The organism is Streptomyces tsukubensis (assembly GCF_003932715.1).
In the GTDB taxonomy this organism is placed as follows: Bacteria; Actinomycetota; Actinomycetes; order Streptomycetales; family Streptomycetaceae; genus Streptomyces; species Streptomyces tsukubensis.
The window spans coordinates 6,830,951-6,850,490 of record NZ_CP020700.1; the positions used below are offsets into that span (position 1 = coordinate 6,830,951).

16 protein-coding genes are annotated in these 19,540 nt (G+C 74.6%); 11 read left to right on the forward strand and 5 right to left on the reverse strand.

Going from position 1 to position 19,540, the window contains the following annotated elements; genetic code table 11:
- The first annotated feature begins 127 nt into the window (after positions 1-127).
- From B7R87_RS28410 to B7R87_RS28435, 6 genes are all read left to right on the forward strand, one after another.
- Positions 128-1,267, forward strand: coding sequence for an RICIN domain-containing protein (locus B7R87_RS28410; protein ID WP_006345573.1), 1,140 nt, complete (start codon positions 128-130; stop codon positions 1,265-1,267).
- A 221-nt stretch (positions 1,268-1,488) separates the two neighbouring features.
- On the forward strand, positions 1,489-2,247 hold the full coding sequence (locus B7R87_RS28415; protein WP_006345572.1) for a class I SAM-dependent methyltransferase: 759 nt from the start codon (positions 1,489-1,491) through the stop codon (positions 2,245-2,247).
- Positions 2,248-2,340: 93 nt separating this feature from the next.
- Positions 2,341-3,183, forward strand: a complete 843-nt coding sequence (locus B7R87_RS28420; RefSeq protein WP_006345571.1) for a M55 family metallopeptidase — start codon at positions 2,341-2,343, stop codon at positions 3,181-3,183.
- Positions 3,176-4,543 (forward strand): M20/M25/M40 family metallo-hydrolase, encoded by a 1,368-nt coding sequence (locus B7R87_RS28425; RefSeq protein WP_006345570.1) that lies wholly within the window; start codon positions 3,176-3,178, stop codon positions 4,541-4,543. The genes B7R87_RS28420 and B7R87_RS28425 overlap by 8 nt, the downstream gene beginning before the upstream one ends.
- A gap of 426 nt (positions 4,544-4,969) precedes the next feature.
- Positions 4,970-6,979 (forward strand): S9 family peptidase, encoded by a 2,010-nt coding sequence (locus B7R87_RS28430; RefSeq protein WP_233168953.1) that lies wholly within the window; start codon positions 4,970-4,972, stop codon positions 6,977-6,979.
- A complete protein-coding gene (locus B7R87_RS28435) occupies positions 6,976-7,950 on the forward strand; it encodes a S66 peptidase family protein (protein WP_006345568.1) in 975 nt (324 codons plus the stop codon). Before B7R87_RS28430 ends, B7R87_RS28435 begins: the two co-directional genes overlap by 4 nt.
- A 258-nt stretch (positions 7,951-8,208) precedes the next feature.
- Here B7R87_RS28435 and B7R87_RS28440 read toward each other — a convergent pair whose 3' ends face one another.
- Both B7R87_RS28440 and B7R87_RS28445 read right to left on the reverse strand, forming a co-directional pair.
- Positions 8,209-9,279 (reverse strand): adenosine deaminase, encoded by a 1,071-nt coding sequence (locus tag B7R87_RS28440; RefSeq protein WP_006345567.1) that lies wholly within the window; start codon positions 9,277-9,279, stop codon positions 8,209-8,211.
- A gap of 77 nt (positions 9,280-9,356) precedes the next feature.
- On the reverse strand, positions 9,357-10,103 hold the full coding sequence (locus B7R87_RS28445; RefSeq protein ID WP_006345566.1) for a GntR family transcriptional regulator: 747 nt from the start codon (positions 10,101-10,103) through the stop codon (positions 9,357-9,359).
- A 145-nt stretch (positions 10,104-10,248) separates the two neighbouring features.
- Between B7R87_RS28445 and B7R87_RS28450 the strand changes: the two genes are divergently transcribed.
- From B7R87_RS28450 to B7R87_RS28465, 4 genes are all read left to right on the forward strand, one after another.
- Positions 10,249-10,509 carry a lipopolysaccharide assembly protein LapA domain-containing protein gene (locus tag B7R87_RS28450; protein WP_040913399.1) on the forward strand — a complete coding sequence of 87 codons (261 nt, stop codon included), beginning with the start codon at positions 10,249-10,251 and terminating at the stop codon, positions 10,507-10,509.
- Positions 10,510-10,618: 109 nt separating this feature from the next.
- Positions 10,619-11,095 (forward strand): GNAT family N-acetyltransferase, encoded by a 477-nt coding sequence (locus B7R87_RS28455; protein WP_006345564.1) that lies wholly within the window; start codon positions 10,619-10,621, stop codon positions 11,093-11,095.
- Positions 11,096-11,127: 32 nt separating this feature from the next.
- Entirely contained in the window at positions 11,128-12,042 is a 915-nt protein-coding gene (locus tag B7R87_RS28460) for an arginase family protein (RefSeq protein ID WP_006345563.1), read from the forward strand.
- Positions 12,043-13,100: 1,058 nt separating this feature from the next.
- Positions 13,101-15,077, forward strand: a complete 1,977-nt coding sequence (locus B7R87_RS28465) for a DUF5107 domain-containing protein (protein ID WP_006345562.1) — start codon at positions 13,101-13,103, stop codon at positions 15,075-15,077.
- Between the two features lie 165 nt (positions 15,078-15,242).
- On the opposite strand, the gene B7R87_RS28470 is transcribed toward B7R87_RS28465, so the two are convergent.
- From B7R87_RS28470 to B7R87_RS28480, 3 genes are all read right to left on the reverse strand, one after another.
- Positions 15,243-15,599, reverse strand: coding sequence for a VOC family protein (locus B7R87_RS28470; protein WP_006345561.1), 357 nt, complete (start codon positions 15,597-15,599; stop codon positions 15,243-15,245).
- A gap of 75 nt (positions 15,600-15,674) precedes the next feature.
- On the reverse strand, positions 15,675-16,481 hold the full coding sequence (locus B7R87_RS28475) for a methyltransferase domain-containing protein (RefSeq protein WP_006345560.1): 807 nt from the start codon (positions 16,479-16,481) through the stop codon (positions 15,675-15,677).
- Positions 16,482-16,640: 159 nt separating this feature from the next.
- On the reverse strand, positions 16,641-18,125 hold the full coding sequence (locus B7R87_RS28480; protein ID WP_130584720.1) for a bifunctional phosphatase PAP2/diacylglycerol kinase family protein: 1,485 nt from the start codon (positions 18,123-18,125) through the stop codon (positions 16,641-16,643).
- A gap of 198 nt (positions 18,126-18,323) precedes the next feature.
- On the opposite strand from B7R87_RS28480, the gene B7R87_RS28485 reads away from it, so the two are divergent.
- The gene (locus B7R87_RS28485; protein WP_130584721.1) at positions 18,324-19,538 is read left to right on the forward strand and encodes an aminotransferase class I/II-fold pyridoxal phosphate-dependent enzyme; all 1,215 of its coding nucleotides are present in this window, start codon (positions 18,324-18,326) and stop codon (positions 19,536-19,538) included.
- Positions 19,539-19,540 lie beyond the last annotated feature (2 nt).

The window sequence follows — 19,540 nt, forward strand, 5'->3', positions numbered from 1 at the left end:
CGCCCGGCGGTGGTTTCCGGGCATGCCACGGTGGCGAGGCCGGTCCGGGACGCGTAGCCGTGCGGACGGGCCGGGCCGCCGCTCCGCCGTCACGTGTCACCGCAGTCGTACCCCCAACGGAGTTGATGTGCCGCCCGAGCCCGACAACCGATCGTCCGAACCGTCCGGACCGTCCGATGCGTCCGAGCCCTTCGAGCCGTTCAAGCCGGCGAAGCCGTTCAAGCCCTCGCAGCGCTTCCAGCCTTCGGAACGCCTCGATCCTGCGGAACCGTTCGAGACACCGCAGGGGTTCGGAGCGCCGCCGGTTCCTCCGGCGGGGGACGCGGGTCCGGACGAACTCGCCCCGCTCGTCGGCGCGGATCCGTCGGAGTCCCGGCGCAGCCTGAAGCCGGGAAAGCGGGGGTGGATCGCCATCGCCGCCGCAGCCGCGGTGACGGGACTCGTGCTGGTGACGATCCCGCTGATGAACAAGCCGGGATCCGGCTCCGAGGCGACGGAGAGCACCGCCGCCGCCGGGGAAAGCGGTGCGTCGGGAGACGGCGGTCCGGCCGACGGCGTCACCGCGGAGGACAGGGAGAAGGGCGACGCATCGGCAGGGGGCGGTGAGGGCTCCGGCACGACCGGCGGCGAAGGCACACCGGGCCGGACATCCGGTACGTCGTCGGGCGCGGGGTCCGGCTCCGGGACGGGCGGCTCCGGATCGAACCCCGGATCGAACTCCGGTTCGGCGAGCGGCTCCGGCGCTGCGGACGGACAGCCGCCCGCGAGCGGCGGGGGCAAGGCGAAGAAGCCGGGGACCGAGAAGGCCCCGCAGGGCCCGGCGAAGGGAGGCGGCGCGGAGATCCCCCGCCCCCCGAAGCTCGACGACGGCAAGGTCAAGGGCCCGGTCATGGGCTTCGCCGTGAACCGCTGCATGGACATCGTCGGCGCCGAGGTCACCGACGGCACGCCCCTGCGGCTCGACGCCTGCTCCGGCAAGGCGCGCCAGCGGTTCGAGTTCCGCCCGGACGGCAAGGTGTGGACGCTCTACCAGAAGAAGACGTGCATGGAGGTGTCCGGAGGCGCGAAGACCGACGGGACGCCCGTCCGGATCGCCGACTGCTCGTCCGATCCGTCCCAGACCTTCGAGCTCCGGACCGACGGTTCGCTGGTGAACGCGGATTCCGGCAAGTGTGTCGAGCCGGTGAACCTCGGCGGTTCGACCGGTTTCCGGCTCCAGCTGCAGAGCTGTGACGGCAGCAAGAACCAGAAGTGGCAGATCGGCTGAGACGCCGACGGCCGGAGTGCGGCGGGTGCACCGGGGCCGGGCCACGGTGCACCCGCCGATCGGGGTCAGTCAAAAACGTACGAAAAGTGTTGTCTTTCTGCTTGCCGGTTCAACCGGAGCGCGATACACCGATCTTGGCGCGGTGCCATCAGTGCCGCCAGTGCCGCCGGCGCGGGCCGGCTGACCGACCACCGGTCGACCCGGGGGATGGGGGAGCGTTCATGAGCGTGACGAGCCGGTACCGGGATGCCTGGGAGGGCTTCTGGAGCGAGGTGCCCGGCGAGGAGCCGGGCGAGGTGCTGTGGGACGCCGAACCAGCCCTCACCTCCGGTCTGCACCTGGCCCTGTACGAACCGCTGGTCGACGTCCCCGGTCTGCCCCTGGTCGACCTCGGCTGCGGCAACGGCACCCAGAGCTTCTGTCTCGCCGGCCGCTTCCCGACGGTCGTCGGTGTCGATCTGTCGCCCTCCGCGATAGCGCTGGCGAACCGGGCCCTGGCCGCCCGGGAGACCCCGCCCGACGGCGGCACGGCCGGAAGCATACGGTTCGGGGTGCTCGACGCCACCGACCCGGTGGCCGTCGCGGCACTCCGCGACGAGACCGGCGACTGCAACGTGTACATGCGCGGGGTGCTCCACCAGACCGACCCGAAGGACCGCCAGGCCCTCGCCGACGGTATCGCCGCCCTCGTCGGTGACCGCGGACGGGCCTTCGTCGTCGAACTCGCCGAGACGGCGGGCCGCCGCCTCGCCCGGCTCGCCCAGCTCCCCGACGGTCCGCCGCCCAAGCTGAAGCCCGTCTTCCGGCACGGCATCGTGCCCGGTGCCGTCGCGGACTCCGATGTTGCCCATGTCTTCGAGGCCGCCGGGCTGACCGCGTTCGCGGGGGGCGAGCTGCCGCTGACGACCACGGAGTACGAACCGGACGGCTCCCGTATCGAACTGCCGTCGAAGTGGCTGGTCGTCGGCCGCGAGCGGTGAACACCGGGCCGGGCGGCGGGCCCGCGGCGGCGGAGGGGCGCGCCCGGAGGGGACGACCCGTGGGGGGTTGACCCCGTGGGGTTAGATTGAGCCATGAAGATCCTCATCAGCGCCGATATGGAAGGCGCCACCGGAGTGACCTGGCCGGCGGACGTACTGCCCGGCACTCCCCAGTGGGAGCGGTGCCGGTCGATGTTCACCTCGGACGTGAACGCCGCGGCGCTCGGATTCTTCGACGGCGGCGCCGACGAGGTCCTCGTCAACGAAGCCCACTGGACCCAGCGGAACCTGCTCCTGGAACAGCTCGACGAGCGGGTCCAGATGCTCACCGGCCGCCACAAGGCGCTCGCCATGGTGGAGGGCGTCCAGCACGGCGACGTCGACGGCATCGCCTTCATCGGCTACCACACGGGAGCGGGCGCCGAGGGAGTCCTCGCCCATACGTATCTGGCCAACTCCATCACCGAGGTCCGGCTCAACGGGGACCTGGCCAGCGAGGGCTGGCTGAACGCCCATGTGGTCGCCGAGTACGGCGTCCCCGTCGTCCTCGTCACCGGCGACGATCTGACCTGCGTGGACGCCGACGGGTACGCGCCCGAGGCCCGCAAGGTGGCCGTGAAGGACTATGTGTCGCGGTATGCGGCGATCTGCCGTACCCCGGCCAGGACCGCCGCCGATATCCGAGCGGCCGCCAAGGAGGCCACGGCGCTCGCCGTCCGCCGTGATCCGGCCGCCGCCGGACCCTTCACCGTGGAGCTGGAGTTCGACGCCGAACATCTGGCGGGCTCGGCCACCGTCGTACCCGGGGTCGAGCCGACCGGGCCGCGCGGGGCGCGCCGCGTCGCCTACACCAGCCCGACGATGTACGAAGCCATTCGGACGTTCAAGGCGGTCACGACCGTCGTATCGGCCGCGACGGAGGAGCAGTATGGCTGAGCAGCACTTCACCGAGGGGGCGGCCGCCGGGGGCGGGGAGTCCCCGGTGGACAAGGTGGCCTACGACGAGGTCGTGGACTTCACCTCCGACCTCATCCGCATCGACACCACCAACCGCGGCGGCGGTGACTGCCGTGAGCGGCCCGCCGCCGAGTACGCGGCCGAGCGGCTCGCCGCCGCCGGGCTGGAACCGGTCCTGCTGGAGCGCGTCCCCGGCCGTACCAACGTCGTCGCCCGGATCGCGGGCAGCGATCCGTCCGCCGACGCGCTGCTGGTCCACGGCCATCTCGACGTCGTCCCCGCCGAGGCCGCCGACTGGAGCGTGCACCCCTTCTCCGGGGAGGTCCGCGACGGTGTCGTCTGGGGCCGGGGCGCGGTCGACATGAAGAACATGGACGCGATGATCCTCGCCGTGGTCCGGGCCTGGGCACGGGCCGGAGTCACGCCCCGCCGTGACATCGTTATCGCCTTCACCGCCGACGAGGAGGCCAGCGCCGTCGACGGTGCCGGTTTCCTCGCCGACCGGCACGCGGGGCTCTTCGAGGGCTGTACGGAGGGCATCAGCGAGTCCGGGGCCTTCAGCTTCCACGCCGACCACGGCATGACCCTGTATCCGGTCGGCGCCGGGGAGCGCGGTACCGCCTGGCTGAAGCTCACCGCACACGGCCGGGCCGGTCACGGCTCCAAGGTCAACCGCTCCAATGCGGTCAGCAGGCTCGCGGCGGCCGTCGCCCGGATCGGTGAGCACGAATGGCCGGTCCGGCTCACCCCGACCGTCCGTGCCGCCCTGGCCGAACTGGCCCGGCTGCACGGTATCGACGCCGATCCGTACGCCGAGGGCTTCGACCCCGACGCGCTGGTCGCCGCGCTGGGCCGGGCCGCGGCGCTCGTCGAGCCGACCATTCGCAACAGCGCCAATCCGACGATGCTGGACGCCGGATACAAGATCAACGTCATTCCGGGGCATGCCACCGCCCATATCGACGGCCGGATGCTGCCGGGCGGCGAGGAGGAGTTCCGCACCACGCTGGACCGGCTCACCGGCCCGGACGTGGAGTGGGAGTTCCAGCACCGGGAGGTGCCGCTGCAGGCGCCCGTCGACTCGCCGACCTTCGCCAAGCTCAAGGCCGCGGTCGAACGCTTCGATCCCGACGGGCACGTCGTTCCGTACTGCATGGCGGGCGGTACCGACGCCAAGCAGTTCTCCCGCCTCGGCATCACCGGCTACGGATTCTCGCCGCTGAAGCTGCCCGAGGGCTTCGACTACGCGGCCCTCTTCCACGGCGTCGACGAACGCGTCCCCGTCGAGGCCCTCCACTTCGGCGTCGACGTCCTCGACCACTATCTGCGGTCCGCCTGAGGCGTGCCCGCAACGTCCCGCCCGGCCCGCGCCGGCGCGCCTGCCGGGCACGCATGGGGAAACTCCCCGCCAGCCACGTCCGCGGTGATCAGGGTGGAGAGGATCTTCACGGCGGTCGTCTCGCCGCGCCGTCGGGGCCGAGCGACGCCCGGCCCGCACACTCTCCCGCCGCGCCCTTCCGGCACGGGAGAGGGGTCTGCCCCCGCGGCCCTCGGGCGCGGGGGCCCGCCGAGGCGCGGGCCGAGCCCTGCGGGCCGGGCGGTGGTGCATCGACGGCCCGCCCCGGGGCCGGCCGTCGACAGGCCGCAGCCCGGCCCGCGACGCCTGCCGCCGCTTCGCGGACCCGGCCCACCGGCCGGTCCGCGGGCCGAGAACCGAAAGCCGGAACCGGGACACCGGGAACGGAAACGGGAAAGGAATTCAGCCATGTCGTCCATGACGACCGTCACCACGGCCCCCTACGGCACCTGGCCCTCACCGGTCGGCGCGGCGCTCGCCGCCTCGCACGACGGGCGCCCCGAGTATCTGGGCGCCGTCGGCGAGGACATCTGGTGGACCGCGCCCCGGCCCGCCGAGGGCGGCCGCCGGACCCTGGTCCGCCGCAGCCCGGACGGCGCCGAGGAGTCCGTCCTCCCGCCGCCGTGGAACGTGCGCAGCGGGTTCACCGAGTACGGCGGCTGCCCCTGGGCCGGGGTGCAGGGCGCGGACGGCCGTCCGCTCGTCGTCTTCGTCCACTTCCCCGACCAGCGGCTGTACGGCTGGGAGCCCGATGAGCCCGGTGCCGTGCCGCGGCCCCTGACCCCGGTCTCCGGCACCGGCGGCGGGCTGCGCTGGGCCGACCCGGTGATCCTGGCCGACCGGGGCGAGGTGTGGTGCGTCCTGGAAGAGTTCACCGGGCCCGCGCCCACCGATGTCCGCCGTACGATCGCCGCCGTCCCCCTCGACGGCTCGGCCGCGGACGACCGTACGGCGGTCCGCGAGCTCACCGGCGACGGGCACCGCTTCAGCACCGGGCCCCGGCTCTCGCCGGACGGCAGCCGGGTCGCGTGGATCGTCTGGGACCACCCCCGGATGCCGTGGGACGGCACCGAACTCCTCACCGGCTCCGTCACGGACGACGGCCGTATCGAGGACGTCCGGGTGGTCGCCGGAGGGCCCGAGGAGTCCGTCTGCCAGGCCGAATGGGCCCCGGACGGTGCCCTGCTGTACCTCTCGGACGCGGCCGGCTGGTGGGAGCCGTACACCCTGCGACCCGGCGAGGAGAGCCCGCGGGCGCTCTGCCCCGGGCGCGGCGAGGAGTTCGGCAGCGCCCTGTGGAAGCCCGGGATGCGCTGGCTGGCGCCCCTCGACGACGGGCTGATCGCCGTCGTCCACGGCAAGGGCACCGCGGTGCTCGGCATCCTCGACCCGGCGAGCGGTGACGTCGTCGACGCGGCGGGGCCCTGGACCGAGTGGGCGCCCGATCTCGTCGTCCGGGGCGAGCGGGTGACCGGTGTGGCCTCCGGGCCGGACCGGGGCTACGAGATCGTCGAACTGGACACCCGTACCGGCCACACCCGGGTCACCGGAGCCGCCCACCGCGATCCGGTCGACCCCGCCTACTACCCGCGGCCCGAGGTCCGTACCTTCACCGGGGCCGACGGGCGGGAGATCCACGCCATCGTCCATCCGCCGCACCACCCCGGATACACCGGGCCCGACGGCGAACGGCCGCCGTACGTGGTGCGCGCCCACGGCGGCCCCACCGGCCGCTACTACCTCGCCTTCGATCTGGAGGTCGCCTACTTCACCTCCCGGGGCATCGGCGTCGCCGAGGTCAACTACGGCGGCTCCACGGGCTACGGGCGTGCCTACCGCAACCGGCTCCGCGGCAACTGGGGCGCCGCGGACGTCGCGGACTGCGCGGCCGTCGCCCGGGCCCTGGCCGACGAGGGAGCGGCCGACCCGGCCAGGATCGCCGTCAGCGGCGGCAGCGCCGGAGGCTGGACCGCGGCCGCATCGCTGACCAGGCCCGAGGAGTTCCCGTACGCCTGCGGCACGATCGTCTACCCCGTACTGGACCCGCTGGCCTGGGCCGACGGCGGCACCCACGATCTGGAATCCCGCTATACGGATTCCCTCATCGGGCCCGTCGACGAGGTCCCCGAACGCTACCGGGAGCGTTCGCCGCTGCACCGCGCCGACCGGATCACCGCGCCCTTCCTCCTCCTCCAAGGCCTGGACGACGCGATCTGCCCGCCGGAGCAGTCCGAGGCGCTCCTGGAGCGGATCGCCGGGCGCGGCGTCCCGCACGCCTATCTCACCTTCGAGGGCGAGGGCCACGGCTTCCGCCGCGCCGAGACCATGGTCACCGCCCTGGAGGCGGAACTGTCCCTGTACGCCCGGACCTTCGGCTTCGAACGGCCCGACGTCCCCGCGCTGGAGCTGACCCCATGACCTGGCACAACCCCCTCACCCCGGCGGGAGCGCCGGGCGTCCGGCCGCTCACCCGGGCCCGGAGGCTGCACCCCGGCGACCGGGTCGCGATCGTCGCCCCCGCCGGGCCGGTCCCCGACGACACCCTCGACGAGGGCCTGGCGCTGGTACGGGCCTGGGGCCTGGAGCCCGTGGTGATGCCGCACGCCCGCGGCAGCCACCGGGAGTTCGGCTATCTCTCCGGCAGCGACGAGGAACGGGCCGCCGACCTCACCCGGGCCTGGTGCGACCCCGCGTACGCGGCCGTCTTCTGCGCCCGCGGCGGCTACGGCGCCCAGCGGATGGCCGATCTCGTCGACTGGGCCGCGATCCGGGCCGCCGGGCCCAAGGTCTTCGTCGGCTACAGCGATGTCACCGCGCTCCACGAGGCCTTCGCCGTACGCGCCGGATTCGCCACCCTGCACGGGCCGATGCCGGGCGCGGTGACGTTCCTGAAGGACGAGGCGACCCGGGAGTCGCTGCGGGCCACCCTCTTCGAGCCCGAATCCCGGCTCACCCTGGCCCTTCCGACGGCCCGGGCCCTGGTGCCCGGCCGGGCGCGGGGCGTCACCCTCGGGGGCTGCGCCAGTCTGCTCGCCGCCGACCTCGGCACCCGCCACGCCCGCCCGGGCACGGCCGGCGGACTGCTGCTCCTGGAGGACGTGGACGAACAGGACTACCGCCTCGACCGGATCCTGACCCAGCTGATCCGCAGCGGCTGGCTGGACGGTGTCGCGGGCATCGCCCTCGGTTCCTGGGCGGAGTGCGGTTCCTGGGAGCGGCTGCGCGAGCTGTTCCGGGACCGGCTGGGCCATCTCGGCGTACCGGTCGTCGAGGAGCTGGGCTTCGGCCACGGCCCGACGAACCTCACGATCCCGCTCGGCGTCCCCGCGGTCCTCGACGCGGACGCGGAGGCGGCGACGCTGACCCTGGAGGAACCCGCGCTGCTGTGACGGGGCCTCCCGCCGGGTCCGGACTCGCGCCGGACCCGGGCGGGAGCGGGGCACCGGAGCTGTCGCCTTTCGGGCTGCCGTACCGGTGGACCCGCCCGGGCCCGCGCTGAACCGGGGGAGGCTGCGCGGGCCCGGGCGGGAAGGTGCGGACCCGGCCCGGGCTCACCGGTGGGCCCGGGCCGGGCCCACGGACCGGCCGTCCGCCGGGCTTCGGCACTCGCGCCCGAGGCGCGGCGCTCGGCGCCCCCGGCGGAGCCGTCAGGCGTCGCGCAGGGTCGCGTAGCCCGGGCGGATGACCTCGTCGATCAGCCTGCGGCGCTCCGGCAGCGGCAGGAACGCCGCCTCGGCCGCGGCGACCGTGAGCTCCTCGAAGACGTCCGGGCCGTAGCCGAACGCGGTCACCATATGGGCGAACTCCTCACTCATCGACGTCCCCGAGACCAGCCGGTTGTCGGTGTTGAGGGTGACCCGGAAGCCGGCCCGGCGGAGCAGGTCGATCGGGTGGGTGGCGTAGTCCTTCGCGGCACCGGTCTGGAGGTTGGAGGTCGGGCAGACCTCCAGCGCGATCCGGTTGTCCCGGACGTACGCGGCCAGCGGGCCGAGAACGGCCGTACCGTCGTCGTGGACGGTGATGTCGTCGGTGATCCGCACCCCGTGCCCGATCCGCTCCGCTCCGCAGACCTGGACCGCCTCGTGGACCGACTCCGCGCCGACGGCCTCGCCCGCGTGGATCGTGTAGTGGCAGTTGTGCTGCCGCAGATGCCGGAAGGCCGCGAGGTGGCGGGCCGGCGGGTTGCCTATCTCGCCGCCCGCGATGTCGAAGCCCGCCACACCGCTGTCGCGGTGCGCCACGGTCAGCTCGGCGATCTCCAGCGATCTGTCGGTGTGGCGCATGCCGGTGAGCAGGGCGCGGACCGTGATCCGGCCGCCGGTCCTGCGCTCGCCCTCGCGGAAGCCGGCGTTCACCGCCTCGACGACCTCGTCCAGGCTCAGCCCGGCCTCCTGGTGCTGCTCCGGGGCGTAGCGGATCTCCGCGTACACGACACCGTCGGCCGCCAGGTCCTCGGCGCACTCGACGGCGACGCGCTCCAGGGCCGACCGGGTCTGCATCACCGCGCAGGTGTGGGCGAAGGTCTCCAGATAGCGCTCCAGCGAGCCGGAGTCCGCGGCGTCGCGGAACCAGACCGCCAGCTCCGCCGGGTCCTCGGTCGGCAGCTCGCGGTAGCCGCACTCCCGGGCCAGTTCGATGATCGTGGCGGGGCGCAGACCGCCGTCGAGATGGTCGTGGAGAACCACCTTGGGTGCGCGGAGGATGTCAGACAAGTGCATGCGGTGGGAGTGTACGGCACACCGGCCCGGCCGTGCGCCCGGGCCGCTCGCACGGCCTCGGGCCCGGGCGCCGCGGCTCAGTTCGACTGGAGCACCGGCAGTGCGGGCGAGCCCGTCGGCAGCATGTGCTTGGCCGCCATGACGGGCACGTCCCCGGCCCTGACGACCTGGGTCACCAGGACCGCCGGGGTGTCCGCGGCCCGGCCCAGCTCGTCGCCCCGGCGCTGCCCGAGCAGGGTCGCGGTCACCCCGCTGTGCGCGGTCAGCGCCATCTCGCGGGACGCGGCGGCGAGCACCGCGAGCATCGAACCTTCCGGTGCCGCCGGCTCCCGCAGGGCCCGGGCGAAGGCCGGGTGCGCCGCCTCCAGCACCCCGTCGGGCGCCGCCCACTCCTGGCTGAGCGCGGCCGCGACCCCCTCCGCCACCAGCACGGACTCCCAGAAACGCAGTTCGGTGCCCGCGGGCGCGTGCAGATGCTGGGTGCTGAAGTCGGTCGGCTCCTCCTCGGCCCGGGCGACCGGCCTGACCCGCAGCGGGGTGCCGGAGCCCAGCAGCTGCTCCAGGGGCTGGAGCTGCTCGTAGCCGCGCCGGGGCGGGGCGTCGTTGACGGTACGGCCCACCCCGCGCCGTACCGACAGCAGCCCGTCCTCCTGGAGCAGCAGCAGCGCCTCCCGCAGCGCGGGACGGCTCACCCCCAGCTCGGCCGCCAGCCTGGGCTCGGACGGCAGGGTGGATCCGGGCGGCCATACGCCCCGGTGGATCGCGTCGGCGATCCGCTCGTACAGGACGACGACGGGTCGGCGCTGCCGGCGGCTGGTCGTCACGCTGGTCCTCCTCGGTAGAGCACGGGCACTGCGGGCCCAGCTTGTCAGACAGCCGGGGTTCGGGGAGGGATCCGGGGATACGGCGTGTCACCCGTACGGCCCTGCCCGCCGGGTCCCCGGGGCGGGCGGGTCCCATCCTGGGGCCATGAGTCCGAAGGACGCACCGAGGGTGCGCAGACGAGGCAGGGGCGGCAGCCGGTTCACCGACTGGTTCACCCCGGCGCGGACCACGGTCGTCGTCCTGGTCGCCCTGGCGATCGTCTTCATGGCGGAGAACACCGAGCAGGTCCGGATCCGGCTGATCATCCCGCTGGTCACCATGCCGCTGTATCTTGCGCTGCTGCTGATGTTCCTGGTCGGAGCGTTGTGCGGCGGGCTGTTCTTCCGCCGCAAGCCGCCGCGCTGAGGCCGCCGCGCCGAGCCGCGGGCCGCGGCTTCGAGCCGGGCTGCAGCGGCCCGGGGCGCGGACCGTGCCGCGGTTGCGCCCCAGCGCGCGGGCACCGCAGGCTGGGGCGATGCCCTATCTCGCCACCGGCCGGCGCGTCGCGATCCGGCCCTTCACCCCTGCCGACGGGGAGGAGTTCACGGCCGCTGCCCGCGCCTCCACCGGGCTGCACCGGCCGTGGCTCTTCCCGCCCCGGACCGCGGAGGAGTACGCGCGGTACGCGGGCCGGTTCGACCAGGAGCCCGGTCCGGCCGGATTCCTGGTCTGCGGTCTCGCCGACGGCGGCCGGATCGCCGGGTTCGTCGCGGTCAACAACATCGTCCACGGAGCCTTCCGCAGTGCCGCCCTCGGTTACGGAGCCTTCGCGCACGCGGCCGGGCGCGGACTGATGGGGGAGGGGCTCGGACTGGTCATCGGCCACGCCTTCGGCCCGGCGATGGGCCTGCACCGGCTGGAGGGCTACTCGCCCCGCTTCCTGTACGTCGACGGGGACTGGCGCGACCACGAACGCTGGGCGATCACGGCCGAGGAGCGGCCGGCCCGTTGAGCGCCGCGCCCCTGCCGGTGAGGATGGGCCGCATGCACGAGATCGTGATCATCGACGCACCGTCCAATCTGGGGCTGCGACCGCCCGCCCCCGGCACGGTGCCCGGCTGCTACAAGCTCGCCGGGGCGCTGCGGGACCGCGGGATCCTCGACCGGCTCGGAGCCCGCGAGGGCGGAGTCGTCGTACCGCCGCGCTACGACCTCGGCGACTGGCGTCCCGGAGACGGGGTCTTCAACGCAGCCGCCGTCGCCGCGTACACGCCCCGGCTCGCGGACCGCATCGAGCCGCACCTGCGCGCCGGGCGGTTCCCGCTGGTGCTCGGCGGCGACTGCTCCATCCAACTCGGCGCGTCCCTCGCGATGCGCAGGATCGGACGGTACGGGCTGGTCGCCGTCGACGCATCGGCCGACTTCCGGCACACCGGGAACACGCCCGCCACGGGCATCGGCGCCTCCGGCGGCGAGGAGGTGGCCATCGCCACCGGCCGCGGCCAGGACGCGCTGAGCGATCTGGAGGGGCTCAAACCCTATCTCCGCGACGAGGACGTCCGGTTCATCGGCATCCGGGACGGCGACGAGGACCTCGTCGAGTTCGCCGCGCTGCGCATCCCGGCCCTGACCGTCGGCGAACTGCGCCGCCTCGGGCCCGCCGACGCCGCGGCCGCCGTGGCGCTGAGCCCGGGGACGGAGGCAACCCGCGGATTCTGGCTGCACCTCGACGCCGATGTGCTCGACCCGGCCGTGATGCCCGCCGTCGACAGCCCCGATCCGGACGGGCTGCTCCCCGGCGAACTGGCCGGGGTACTGGGGGCCCTGCTGTCCTCGCCGCACTGCGTCGGCATGAACGTGACGATCTACGACCCGGATCGTGATCCCGGCGGCAGCGCGGGGGATCTGCTGACGGATCTGGTGGTCGACGCGTTCGGCGCTGCGCGCGGGCAGGGGTAGCGGCCCCGCCGCTGCGGAGAGCGGCTTCCTCGGGCGGGCCCTTCCGGGCCGTGTCCACAAGGTCCTGCCCGGCCCGCGATATCCGGGACGCACGCCGTGCCGGGAGCGCGGCGAGGTCCCCGGAGCGGGCGGAGCCGCCGCCCGCGGGGTGCCCTTCGGGTACCGATGGGGGTCCGCCCTCCGGGCGGCCGCCCGGCGGGGAGCCCGGGGGGAGCGCCCCCGGCGTTCTCGGGATGTCCCGAGTACTCCCCGGCAGAGCTTCGGGCGCTGGGACCCCTGCCCGGCCGCAGGCCCGTCCTCCGGAGGCGCTGTTCTGCGGATACGGCCCAGGCCGCCCGGCCGGGCGCCGCACCGGTGGCGCGGGCCCCGGGCAGGAAGGCGCCGACCCACCGCAGTGCGCCCGGGCGCGGTCGGGGCCGCGAATCGTCCGCGGGGGCGGCGTGCGACGGCATCGGGGCCGCATGCGGGCCGGTCGGCGCAGGGTGGACGCGGCGGGGCAGCGGGTACGGAACCAGCGGCGGCCGCGCCCCGGCGCACGGGCACGGTAGCGGGCCCGGGGGGCGGTCGGGGTGGCCAAGCGCAGTCGGCCCGCGGCCGCGCGCCCTTCCCGCTCCGGTGCCGCCCGCAAGCCCCGGCCCCGGCGAACGGGCACCGCACCGGGCCCGGGGGGTGGTCGGGCGGCGATGTGCCTGCGCCTCGGTGCACGGCGCAGTGCGGTCGGGGCGGCGAAGGGTACGCGACGCGGCGTATGTCGGCCCGGGGCCGGGGAGCCCTTCCCGCTTCCGTGGTTCCCGCTGGCCCCGGCGAACGGGCACCGCACCGGGCCCGGGGCGCGGTCGGGCGGCGATGTGCCCGCGCCCCGGCGCACGGCGCAGCCCGAGGGACGGGCACCCCTACCCCCTGAGGCGCCGCCCGCAGGGCCCCGCGGCCTTTGCCGAAGACTGGTGCCGCGGCCCTGGCAGCCGGGCGCATCAGGCTGTTCCATGGTCGTCGGGGGCGCCGGAGAGCCGGAGGTGTCCCCGAGCACGTGTGAACGACTCGGACGAAACGAGGATGCCTTGGCCACGACCGTGCGGCGCACCGTACTGACCCTGCCCGCGGCCCCCGTGGGTCCCCCGAACCCGCTGCCCGCGCTCCGCCCCCTCGACCAGCTGCACACGGTCGACGAGCGCACCCACCGCGAACTGCCGCGCGACATGGCCCGGCAGATCGGGTACGGAGCGCTGCGGACCGTACTGCCGGTCCGGTTGCTGGACGGCTACGGCCGCGAGCGGACACCCACCGGCCTCGACGCCGTCGTCATCGAGAACGACCGGCTGCGGGTGACCGTGCTGCCCGGTCTCGGCGGCCGGATCCACTCCCTGCACCACAAGCCGTCCGGCCGGGAACTCCTCTACCGCAACCCCGTCCTCCAGCCCGCCGCCTTCGCCCTCAACGGCGCCTGGTTCTCCGGCGGCGTCGAGTGGAACATCGGCGCCACCGGCCACACCACCCTGTCGTGCGCGCCGCTGCACGCCGCGGTCGTGCCCGCGCCCGACGGCGGCGAGATGGTCCGGCTGTGGGAGTGGGAGCGCCTGCGCGATCTGCCGTTCCAGGTCGACCTCTGGCTGCCCGCCGACTCCGACTTCCTCCGGGTCGGCGTCCGTATCCGCAATCCGCACGAACGCGCCGTACCCGTCTACTGGTGGTCCAACATCGCCGTCGAGGAGCATCCGCGGACCCGGGTCCTCGCCCCCGCCGACGAGGCCTGGCACTACGGCTACGAGCGGTCGCTGCGGCGGATCCCGGTCCCCGACTACCGCGACGCCGACCGTACGTACCCCCTGCGCGGCGAGCACCCCGCCGACTACTTCTACGAGGTTCCGGCGGCCGCCCGGAAGTGGATCACGTCGCTCGACGAGCACGGGCGGGGACTCGTCCAGACGTCCACCGACGCCCTGCGCGGACGGAAGCTGTTCGTCTGGGGCGCGGGGCGCGGCGGCCGCCGCTGGCAGCAGTGGCTCACCGAGCCCGGCACGGCCGGATACGCCGAGATCCAGGCCGGTCTCGCCCGGACCCAGCTGGAGCACGTCAAGCTGGAGGCAGGCGCCGAGCTGAGCTGGCTGGAGGCGTACGGGCCGCTGGCCGCCGACGCGGGGACCGTGCACGGCGACAACTGGGCCGCGGCGCTGGCGGAGGTCGAGGGGAGGCTGGAGCGGGCCCTGCCCAGGGCCGAGGTCGACGCCGCGTACGAGGAGTGGCTGACGGCCGCCGACACCGAACCGGTCCGCGAACTGGCCACCGGTTCGGGCTGGGGTGCGCTGGAAGTGCTGCGCAGCGGGGTGAAGCTGCCCGGGACGCCCTTCACCGAATCGACCCTGGGGGAGGAGCAGGCGCCCTGGCGCGAACTCCTCACCACCGGCGCGCTGCCCCGCCCCCGCCGGGTCGTCCCACCCGGCCCCTCCCTGACCGCCCCGGCCTGGCGCGACATGCTGGAGACCGCGCCCGCCGATCCGCTGACGGAATATCACCTCGGGGTCGCGCAGTGGCAGGCGGACGACCGGGCGCAGGCGGTACGGAGCTGGGAGCGCGGCCTCGCCCTCGCGCCGTCGCGCTGGCCGCTGCTGCGCTGCCTCGCGGTCGCGGACCAGGAGGGCGGCCATCCGGAGCGCGCCGCCGAACGGTGGCTGGAGGCCTTCGCCGACCTCTGCCAGGAGCGCCGTGACGACGGCGACAGCTGGACGGCGGCGACCGCCGCGCTGGGCCGGGAGGCGGTGGAGGCGCTGCTCGCCGTGGGCCGTACCGCGGATGCCCGTACCGTCTGGGCCGGACTGCTTCCGGCGGTGCAGCGGCGCGGGCGCTTCCAACTGCTCCACGCCAGGCTGCTGCTTGCCGAGGGGAACCGGGACGAGGCCCGGGCGGTCTTCGGCCGGGGGTTCGAGGTGGCGGATCTGCGGGAGGGTTCGGAGATCCTCGGTGAGGTGTGGGCGGAGCTGAGCGACGAGCCGCTGCCGGACGCGTACGAGTACCGGATGCGGCCGCCCGCCGAACGGTAGATTCCGGGGCATCGGCTACCGGCTTGACCGGGTTTGACCGGGCCTGATCGGGCCTCCCGGTCGGGCCGGACGCACCGGGCCGGGACCGCCGTCACGACATGGCACGGCACGGCATGTCGTGGTGTCCGTTCCGGTGTGCCCCGGTGCGTCCGGCTTGACCGTGATTCAGTCGGCCGTCGTCCTGCGGTCCGCGTACTCGAAGATCGACCCGTCGGGGTGGACGGCCAGCAGATTGCGGCCGATCGGGGTGGCCACCGGCCCCGCGACGACCTTCGCCCCGACCTCGGAGAGCGTGGCGTACGTGCGGTCCACATCGTCCACCGCGATGGTCGCCGTCACCTTCCGCAGCACTTCCAGCTCCCGCTCCGGGCCGCTCATCAGCAGGAAGCAGCCGACCGCGGCCGCCGACACGCCACCGCGGTCGAAACGCTGCGGGGTGGCGCCCGTCAGCTTCGCGTAGAAGTCGGTGGCGGTGTCGAGGTCGTCGACGCAGATGCGGAGGGTCGTTCCCAGAATTTCCATACCCGGGAGGGTAGTTCGGGTCCGGTCGCCGCGGGAACCGGACGAACCGGCCGGAGCCGGGGAGCATGCGGCTGGTCAGGCGCGGCAGAGCAGTTCGCCGTGGGGCACGGTGAACCAGGCGTCCTCGTGCGCGCCCCAGTCGCGCCAGCCGCGCCCGATCTCCGCGAGGCGCTCGTGCGTCGTATGGCCGCCGTCCACGGCGATCCCGGCGTACGAGGACGAGACCGTACGGTCGGCCCAGAGCCCGCTCCACCAGGCGCGGTCCTCCGGGGTGGCGAAGCACCAGATGCCGGCGCCGGGCGTGAGGTCGGTGAAACCCGCTTCGCGGGCCCAGGACAGCAGGCGGCGGCCCGCGTCGGGCTCGCCCCCGTTGGCGCGGGCGACCTTGCGGTAGAGCGACTGCCATGCGTCGAGCGCCGGTACGGCCGGGAACCAGGTGAATGCGCCGTAGTCGCTGTCGCGGACGGCGACCAGACCGCCGGGGCGGCAGACCCGGCGCATCTCGCGCAGTGCGCCGACCGGGTCGCCGAGGTGCTGGAGCACCTGATGGGCGTGGACGACGTCGAACGCATCGTCCTCGTAGGCCAGGGCGTTGACGTCCGCGACGGCGAACTCGGTGTTGACCAGCCCTCTTTCGGCGGCGTGCCCGCGCGCCCGGTCGACGACCTCCGGGGCCAGGTCGACGCCGGTGACCCGGCCCTCCGGGACCAGGGCCGCCAGATCGGCCGTGATGGTCCCGGGGCCGCAGCCGATGTCCAGGATCCGCATGGCGGGCCGGAGTTCGCCCAGGAGGTAGGCGGCGGAGTTGGCGGCCGTGCGCCAGGTGTGGGAGCGCAGGACGGACTCGTGGTGGCCATGGGTGTAGACGGCGGTTTCGCGCACGGGGAACCTCCCGGGAGAGCTGCTGTCGGTCCCTCCAGCCTAGAGCGTGCGTATCGCATGTCGGGATACCCGTCTTGGAATGTGGACCGGCTTCGGGCGTGGAAGGGCACGGACCGGACAGGGACCGGCTCTGCGGCTCCGGCGCCGGACCGCCCGGCGTCAGAGCAGGGTGCGGGGCCGGTAGACCGTGAGGATCTGCGTCACCTTGTCGACCAGCAGCTCCGGCGGCGCGGCCGTGATCTCGCCGTCGTACGCCATCGGGGTGCCCTCCGCGATGCCCGCGATACGGACCCGGCGCCGCTCCTGCGCCGCATGGACCGGGGACCGGCTGAGCGGGCCCGCGAGGGCCGCGGCGACCAGGCGCAGCCCCGGATTGGCGCCGCCGTGCACGATCCGCACGTCCAGCAGACCGTCCGCCAGGTTCTGCCGGTTGCCCGGCGCGGGACCCGGCCGCTGGTAGATCCCGTTGCCCGCGAAGAGCAGCCACAGCGGCCGCCGGCTGCCCTCGACCTCCGCCTCCAGCGGCCTGCCGTGCCGCAGCACCTTGCCCGCGGCCAGGACCTGCGCGGTCCAGCCACCGATCCGGGGCGACCAGCGCTCCCGGAACGTCACCAGCTCCGGATACACCCCGAGGCTGAACGTGTTGACGAAGTACCCCCAGGGCGCGCGCTCGCCCGAGGCGGTGACCGGGCCGGGCGTGAAGCGGCCCAGGTCCACCTTGACCGCCTCCCCGGTCGCCAGCGCGCGGCAGGTGTCGTCGACGGACTCGATGCCCAGATCGTGCGCGAAGTGGTTGAGCGTGCCGCCGGGGAACACGGCGAGCGGAATGCCCTGGGCGACCGCGATCGTGGCGGCGGCGTTGACCGTCCCGTCCCCGCCGTACACCCCGAGCACCCGCGCCCGGTCGGCCGCCTTCGCCAGCTCCACGGCGACCTCGGCGGGCTCGCACTCCACGACCTCGGCGTGCGGCAGCGCGGCGCGGACCAGTCCCGTCAGGGCGGCCGAGCCGGAGCGGCGGTTGGCCACCACGACCAGGCCCGCGCCGTCCGGCAGGGCGGGCGGATCCACCGGCCGGGCCACGGGCGGTGCGAGCTGCGACCGTGCCGGAACGATTCCGCGCACGGCGAGGGCGGCGCCGATGCCGAGGGCCGCCCCGGCCACCACATCGGCCGGATAGTGGACCCCCGTATAGACACGGGAGAAGGCAACCGATACGGCGACCGGCGCGACGACGGCACCCCAGCCCCTGGACTCCATCGCCACCCCCGCCGTGAAGGCCGCGGCCGAAGCGGCGTGCCCCGAGGGGAACGAGGTGGTGAACGGCTGGCGCCGCAGCCGGCGGACCGGGGGCACGGCGTCCAGCAGGGGACGGTTGCGGCGGACGCTCCGCTTGCCGACCGTGTTGATGACCGCGGAGGCGACGGCGAGTGAGGCCACGCCGCGGACGGCCGCCCGCCGGGTCCGGGCGCTGCGCCCCGCGGCGGCTATTCCGGCGGCGATCCCGAACCAGAGGACCCCGTGGTCCGCGGCCCGGCTCAGTCGCGGCAGCACCGGCTCGGCGGCGGGCCAGGCACGTTCGGCGACATGGTGGAACACGCGCCGGTCCCATCGGCTGAACCAGGACTTTCGTACGGCATCCGTCATTCCCCCCGGTTACCCCGGCACCGCTCCCGTCACGCCTCCCCCGCGCCCATTCGGCGGTCACCGGGGCCGGGACGGCGGACCGCGGACACGGCCGAAGACGCGGTCTTCGGGCACTTGAAGAGCGGTGACCGGATGCGGGCGGGTACCCGGCTCCGTATAACGGAGGGGGAGTGCGCGACGAGAAGAGGTACCGCGGACATGGACCGCAGCCCACCGGACGACGACCCCGGCACCGTACGGCACGCCCCGCCCGCCCCCGAGAGCGGGCTGCCCGTCCTCCCCGAGCTGAGGGCCGTCGCCGCGGCCGCCGCGGACCGCGCGATGGCCGGTCCCCCGGGCGGACCGCCCGAGCTGCGGGCTGCCGCCGCGGGCTACTGGACGCGGCGGGGGCTCCGTACCAACGCGACCGACTCCGTCGCGGCCCACGGCACCCCCGCCCTGCTCTGCGCCCTGATCGCGGCGCACGACGGCGACGTTCTCATGCCCCGCCCCAGCCCCGCCTGGTGGACCCCGCAGGCGCGGCTGCTGCGGCGGGCGGCGTACCACGTCCCGGCCTCCGAGGAGTCCGGCGGTGTGCCCGATCCGTACGCCCTGCTGGAGGCCGTGCGCAGGGTGCGCGCCGAGGGCGGTGCGCCGAAGCTGCTGCTGCTCTCCGTCGCCGACGATCCGACGGCGGCGGTTGCCCCGCCCGAACTGGTACGGGAGGCGTGCGAGGCGGCCGTCGCCGAGGGCCTGCACATCGTCAGCGACGAGACCTGGCGGGACACGCTCCACGATCCGCATCAATCGGTGCTGGTGAGCCCGGCGGAGATGTGCCCGGACCAGGTCACGGTGGTGGCCGATCTCGCGGGGGCGCTGCTGCCGTCGGCGTGGCCCGCCGCGATCGCCCGCTTCCCGGCGGCGGAACGCGCCCGGCGGGAACGGGTGCTCGACGTGCTCACCGTGCTGGGCGCAGGCATTGCGGAACCCGTCGCCGCTGCCGCGGCGACCGCACTGGACGAACCGCCGCCGGTCGTCGAGCGTGCCGAGCGTGCCGCGGCGCTCCACGGACAGCTGGCCCAGGCCGCCCATCTGGCGGTCACCGCGTCCGGGGCGCGGGCCCGGCCGCCGCAGGCGGGGCGCCATCTCTATGTGGACCTGGGGCCGCTGCGCGCCGGGCTCGCCGCGCGGGGGGTGAACGACTCCATGGAGCTGGAGGAGTATCTGACGGCCCGGCTCGGCACCCCCGTACCCGGCGGTCATCGCTTCGGAGACGAACTCGGTGCCCTGCGCGCCCGGCTGCCGACGGCACCGCTGGCCGGGCCGGGCACGAAGGAGCGGGAGGAGTCGCTGACCTCGCCCGCGCCCCTGGAACTGCCGCATGTCGCGGCGGCCCTGTCGGCGCTGGGCACGGCCTTCGACGAACTGCGCTGAGG

What these genes read in the sequence shown, in the direction of transcription:
- B7R87_RS28440 (WP_006345567.1), bottom strand. Translation starts at nt 9,279, where the DNA reads ATGCACTTGTCTGACATCCTCCGCGCACCCAAGGTGGTTCTCCACGAC.
- B7R87_RS28460 (WP_006345563.1), top strand. Translation starts at nt 11,128, where the DNA reads ATGCACGAGATCGTGATCATCGACGCACCGTCCAATCTGGGGCTGCGA.
- B7R87_RS28435 (WP_006345568.1), top strand. Translation starts at nt 6,976, where the DNA reads ATGACCTGGCACAACCCCCTCACCCCGGCGGGAGCGCCGGGCGTCCGG.
- B7R87_RS28420 (WP_006345571.1), top strand. Translation starts at nt 2,341, where the DNA reads ATGAAGATCCTCATCAGCGCCGATATGGAAGGCGCCACCGGAGTGACC.
- B7R87_RS28430 (WP_233168953.1), top strand. Translation starts at nt 4,970, where the DNA reads ATGTCGTCCATGACGACCGTCACCACGGCCCCCTACGGCACCTGGCCC.
- B7R87_RS28485 (WP_130584721.1), top strand. Translation starts at nt 18,324, where the DNA reads ATGGACCGCAGCCCACCGGACGACGACCCCGGCACCGTACGGCACGCC.
- B7R87_RS28415 (WP_006345572.1), top strand. Translation starts at nt 1,489, where the DNA reads ATGAGCGTGACGAGCCGGTACCGGGATGCCTGGGAGGGCTTCTGGAGC.
- B7R87_RS28425 (WP_006345570.1), top strand. Translation starts at nt 3,176, where the DNA reads ATGGCTGAGCAGCACTTCACCGAGGGGGCGGCCGCCGGGGGCGGGGAG.
- B7R87_RS28470 (WP_006345561.1), bottom strand. Translation starts at nt 15,599, where the DNA reads ATGGAAATTCTGGGAACGACCCTCCGCATCTGCGTCGACGACCTCGAC.
- B7R87_RS28455 (WP_006345564.1), top strand. Translation starts at nt 10,619, where the DNA reads ATGCCCTATCTCGCCACCGGCCGGCGCGTCGCGATCCGGCCCTTCACC.
- B7R87_RS28480 (WP_130584720.1), bottom strand. Translation starts at nt 18,125, where the DNA reads ATGACGGATGCCGTACGAAAGTCCTGGTTCAGCCGATGGGACCGGCGC.
- B7R87_RS28450 (WP_040913399.1), top strand. Translation starts at nt 10,249, where the DNA reads ATGAGTCCGAAGGACGCACCGAGGGTGCGCAGACGAGGCAGGGGCGGC.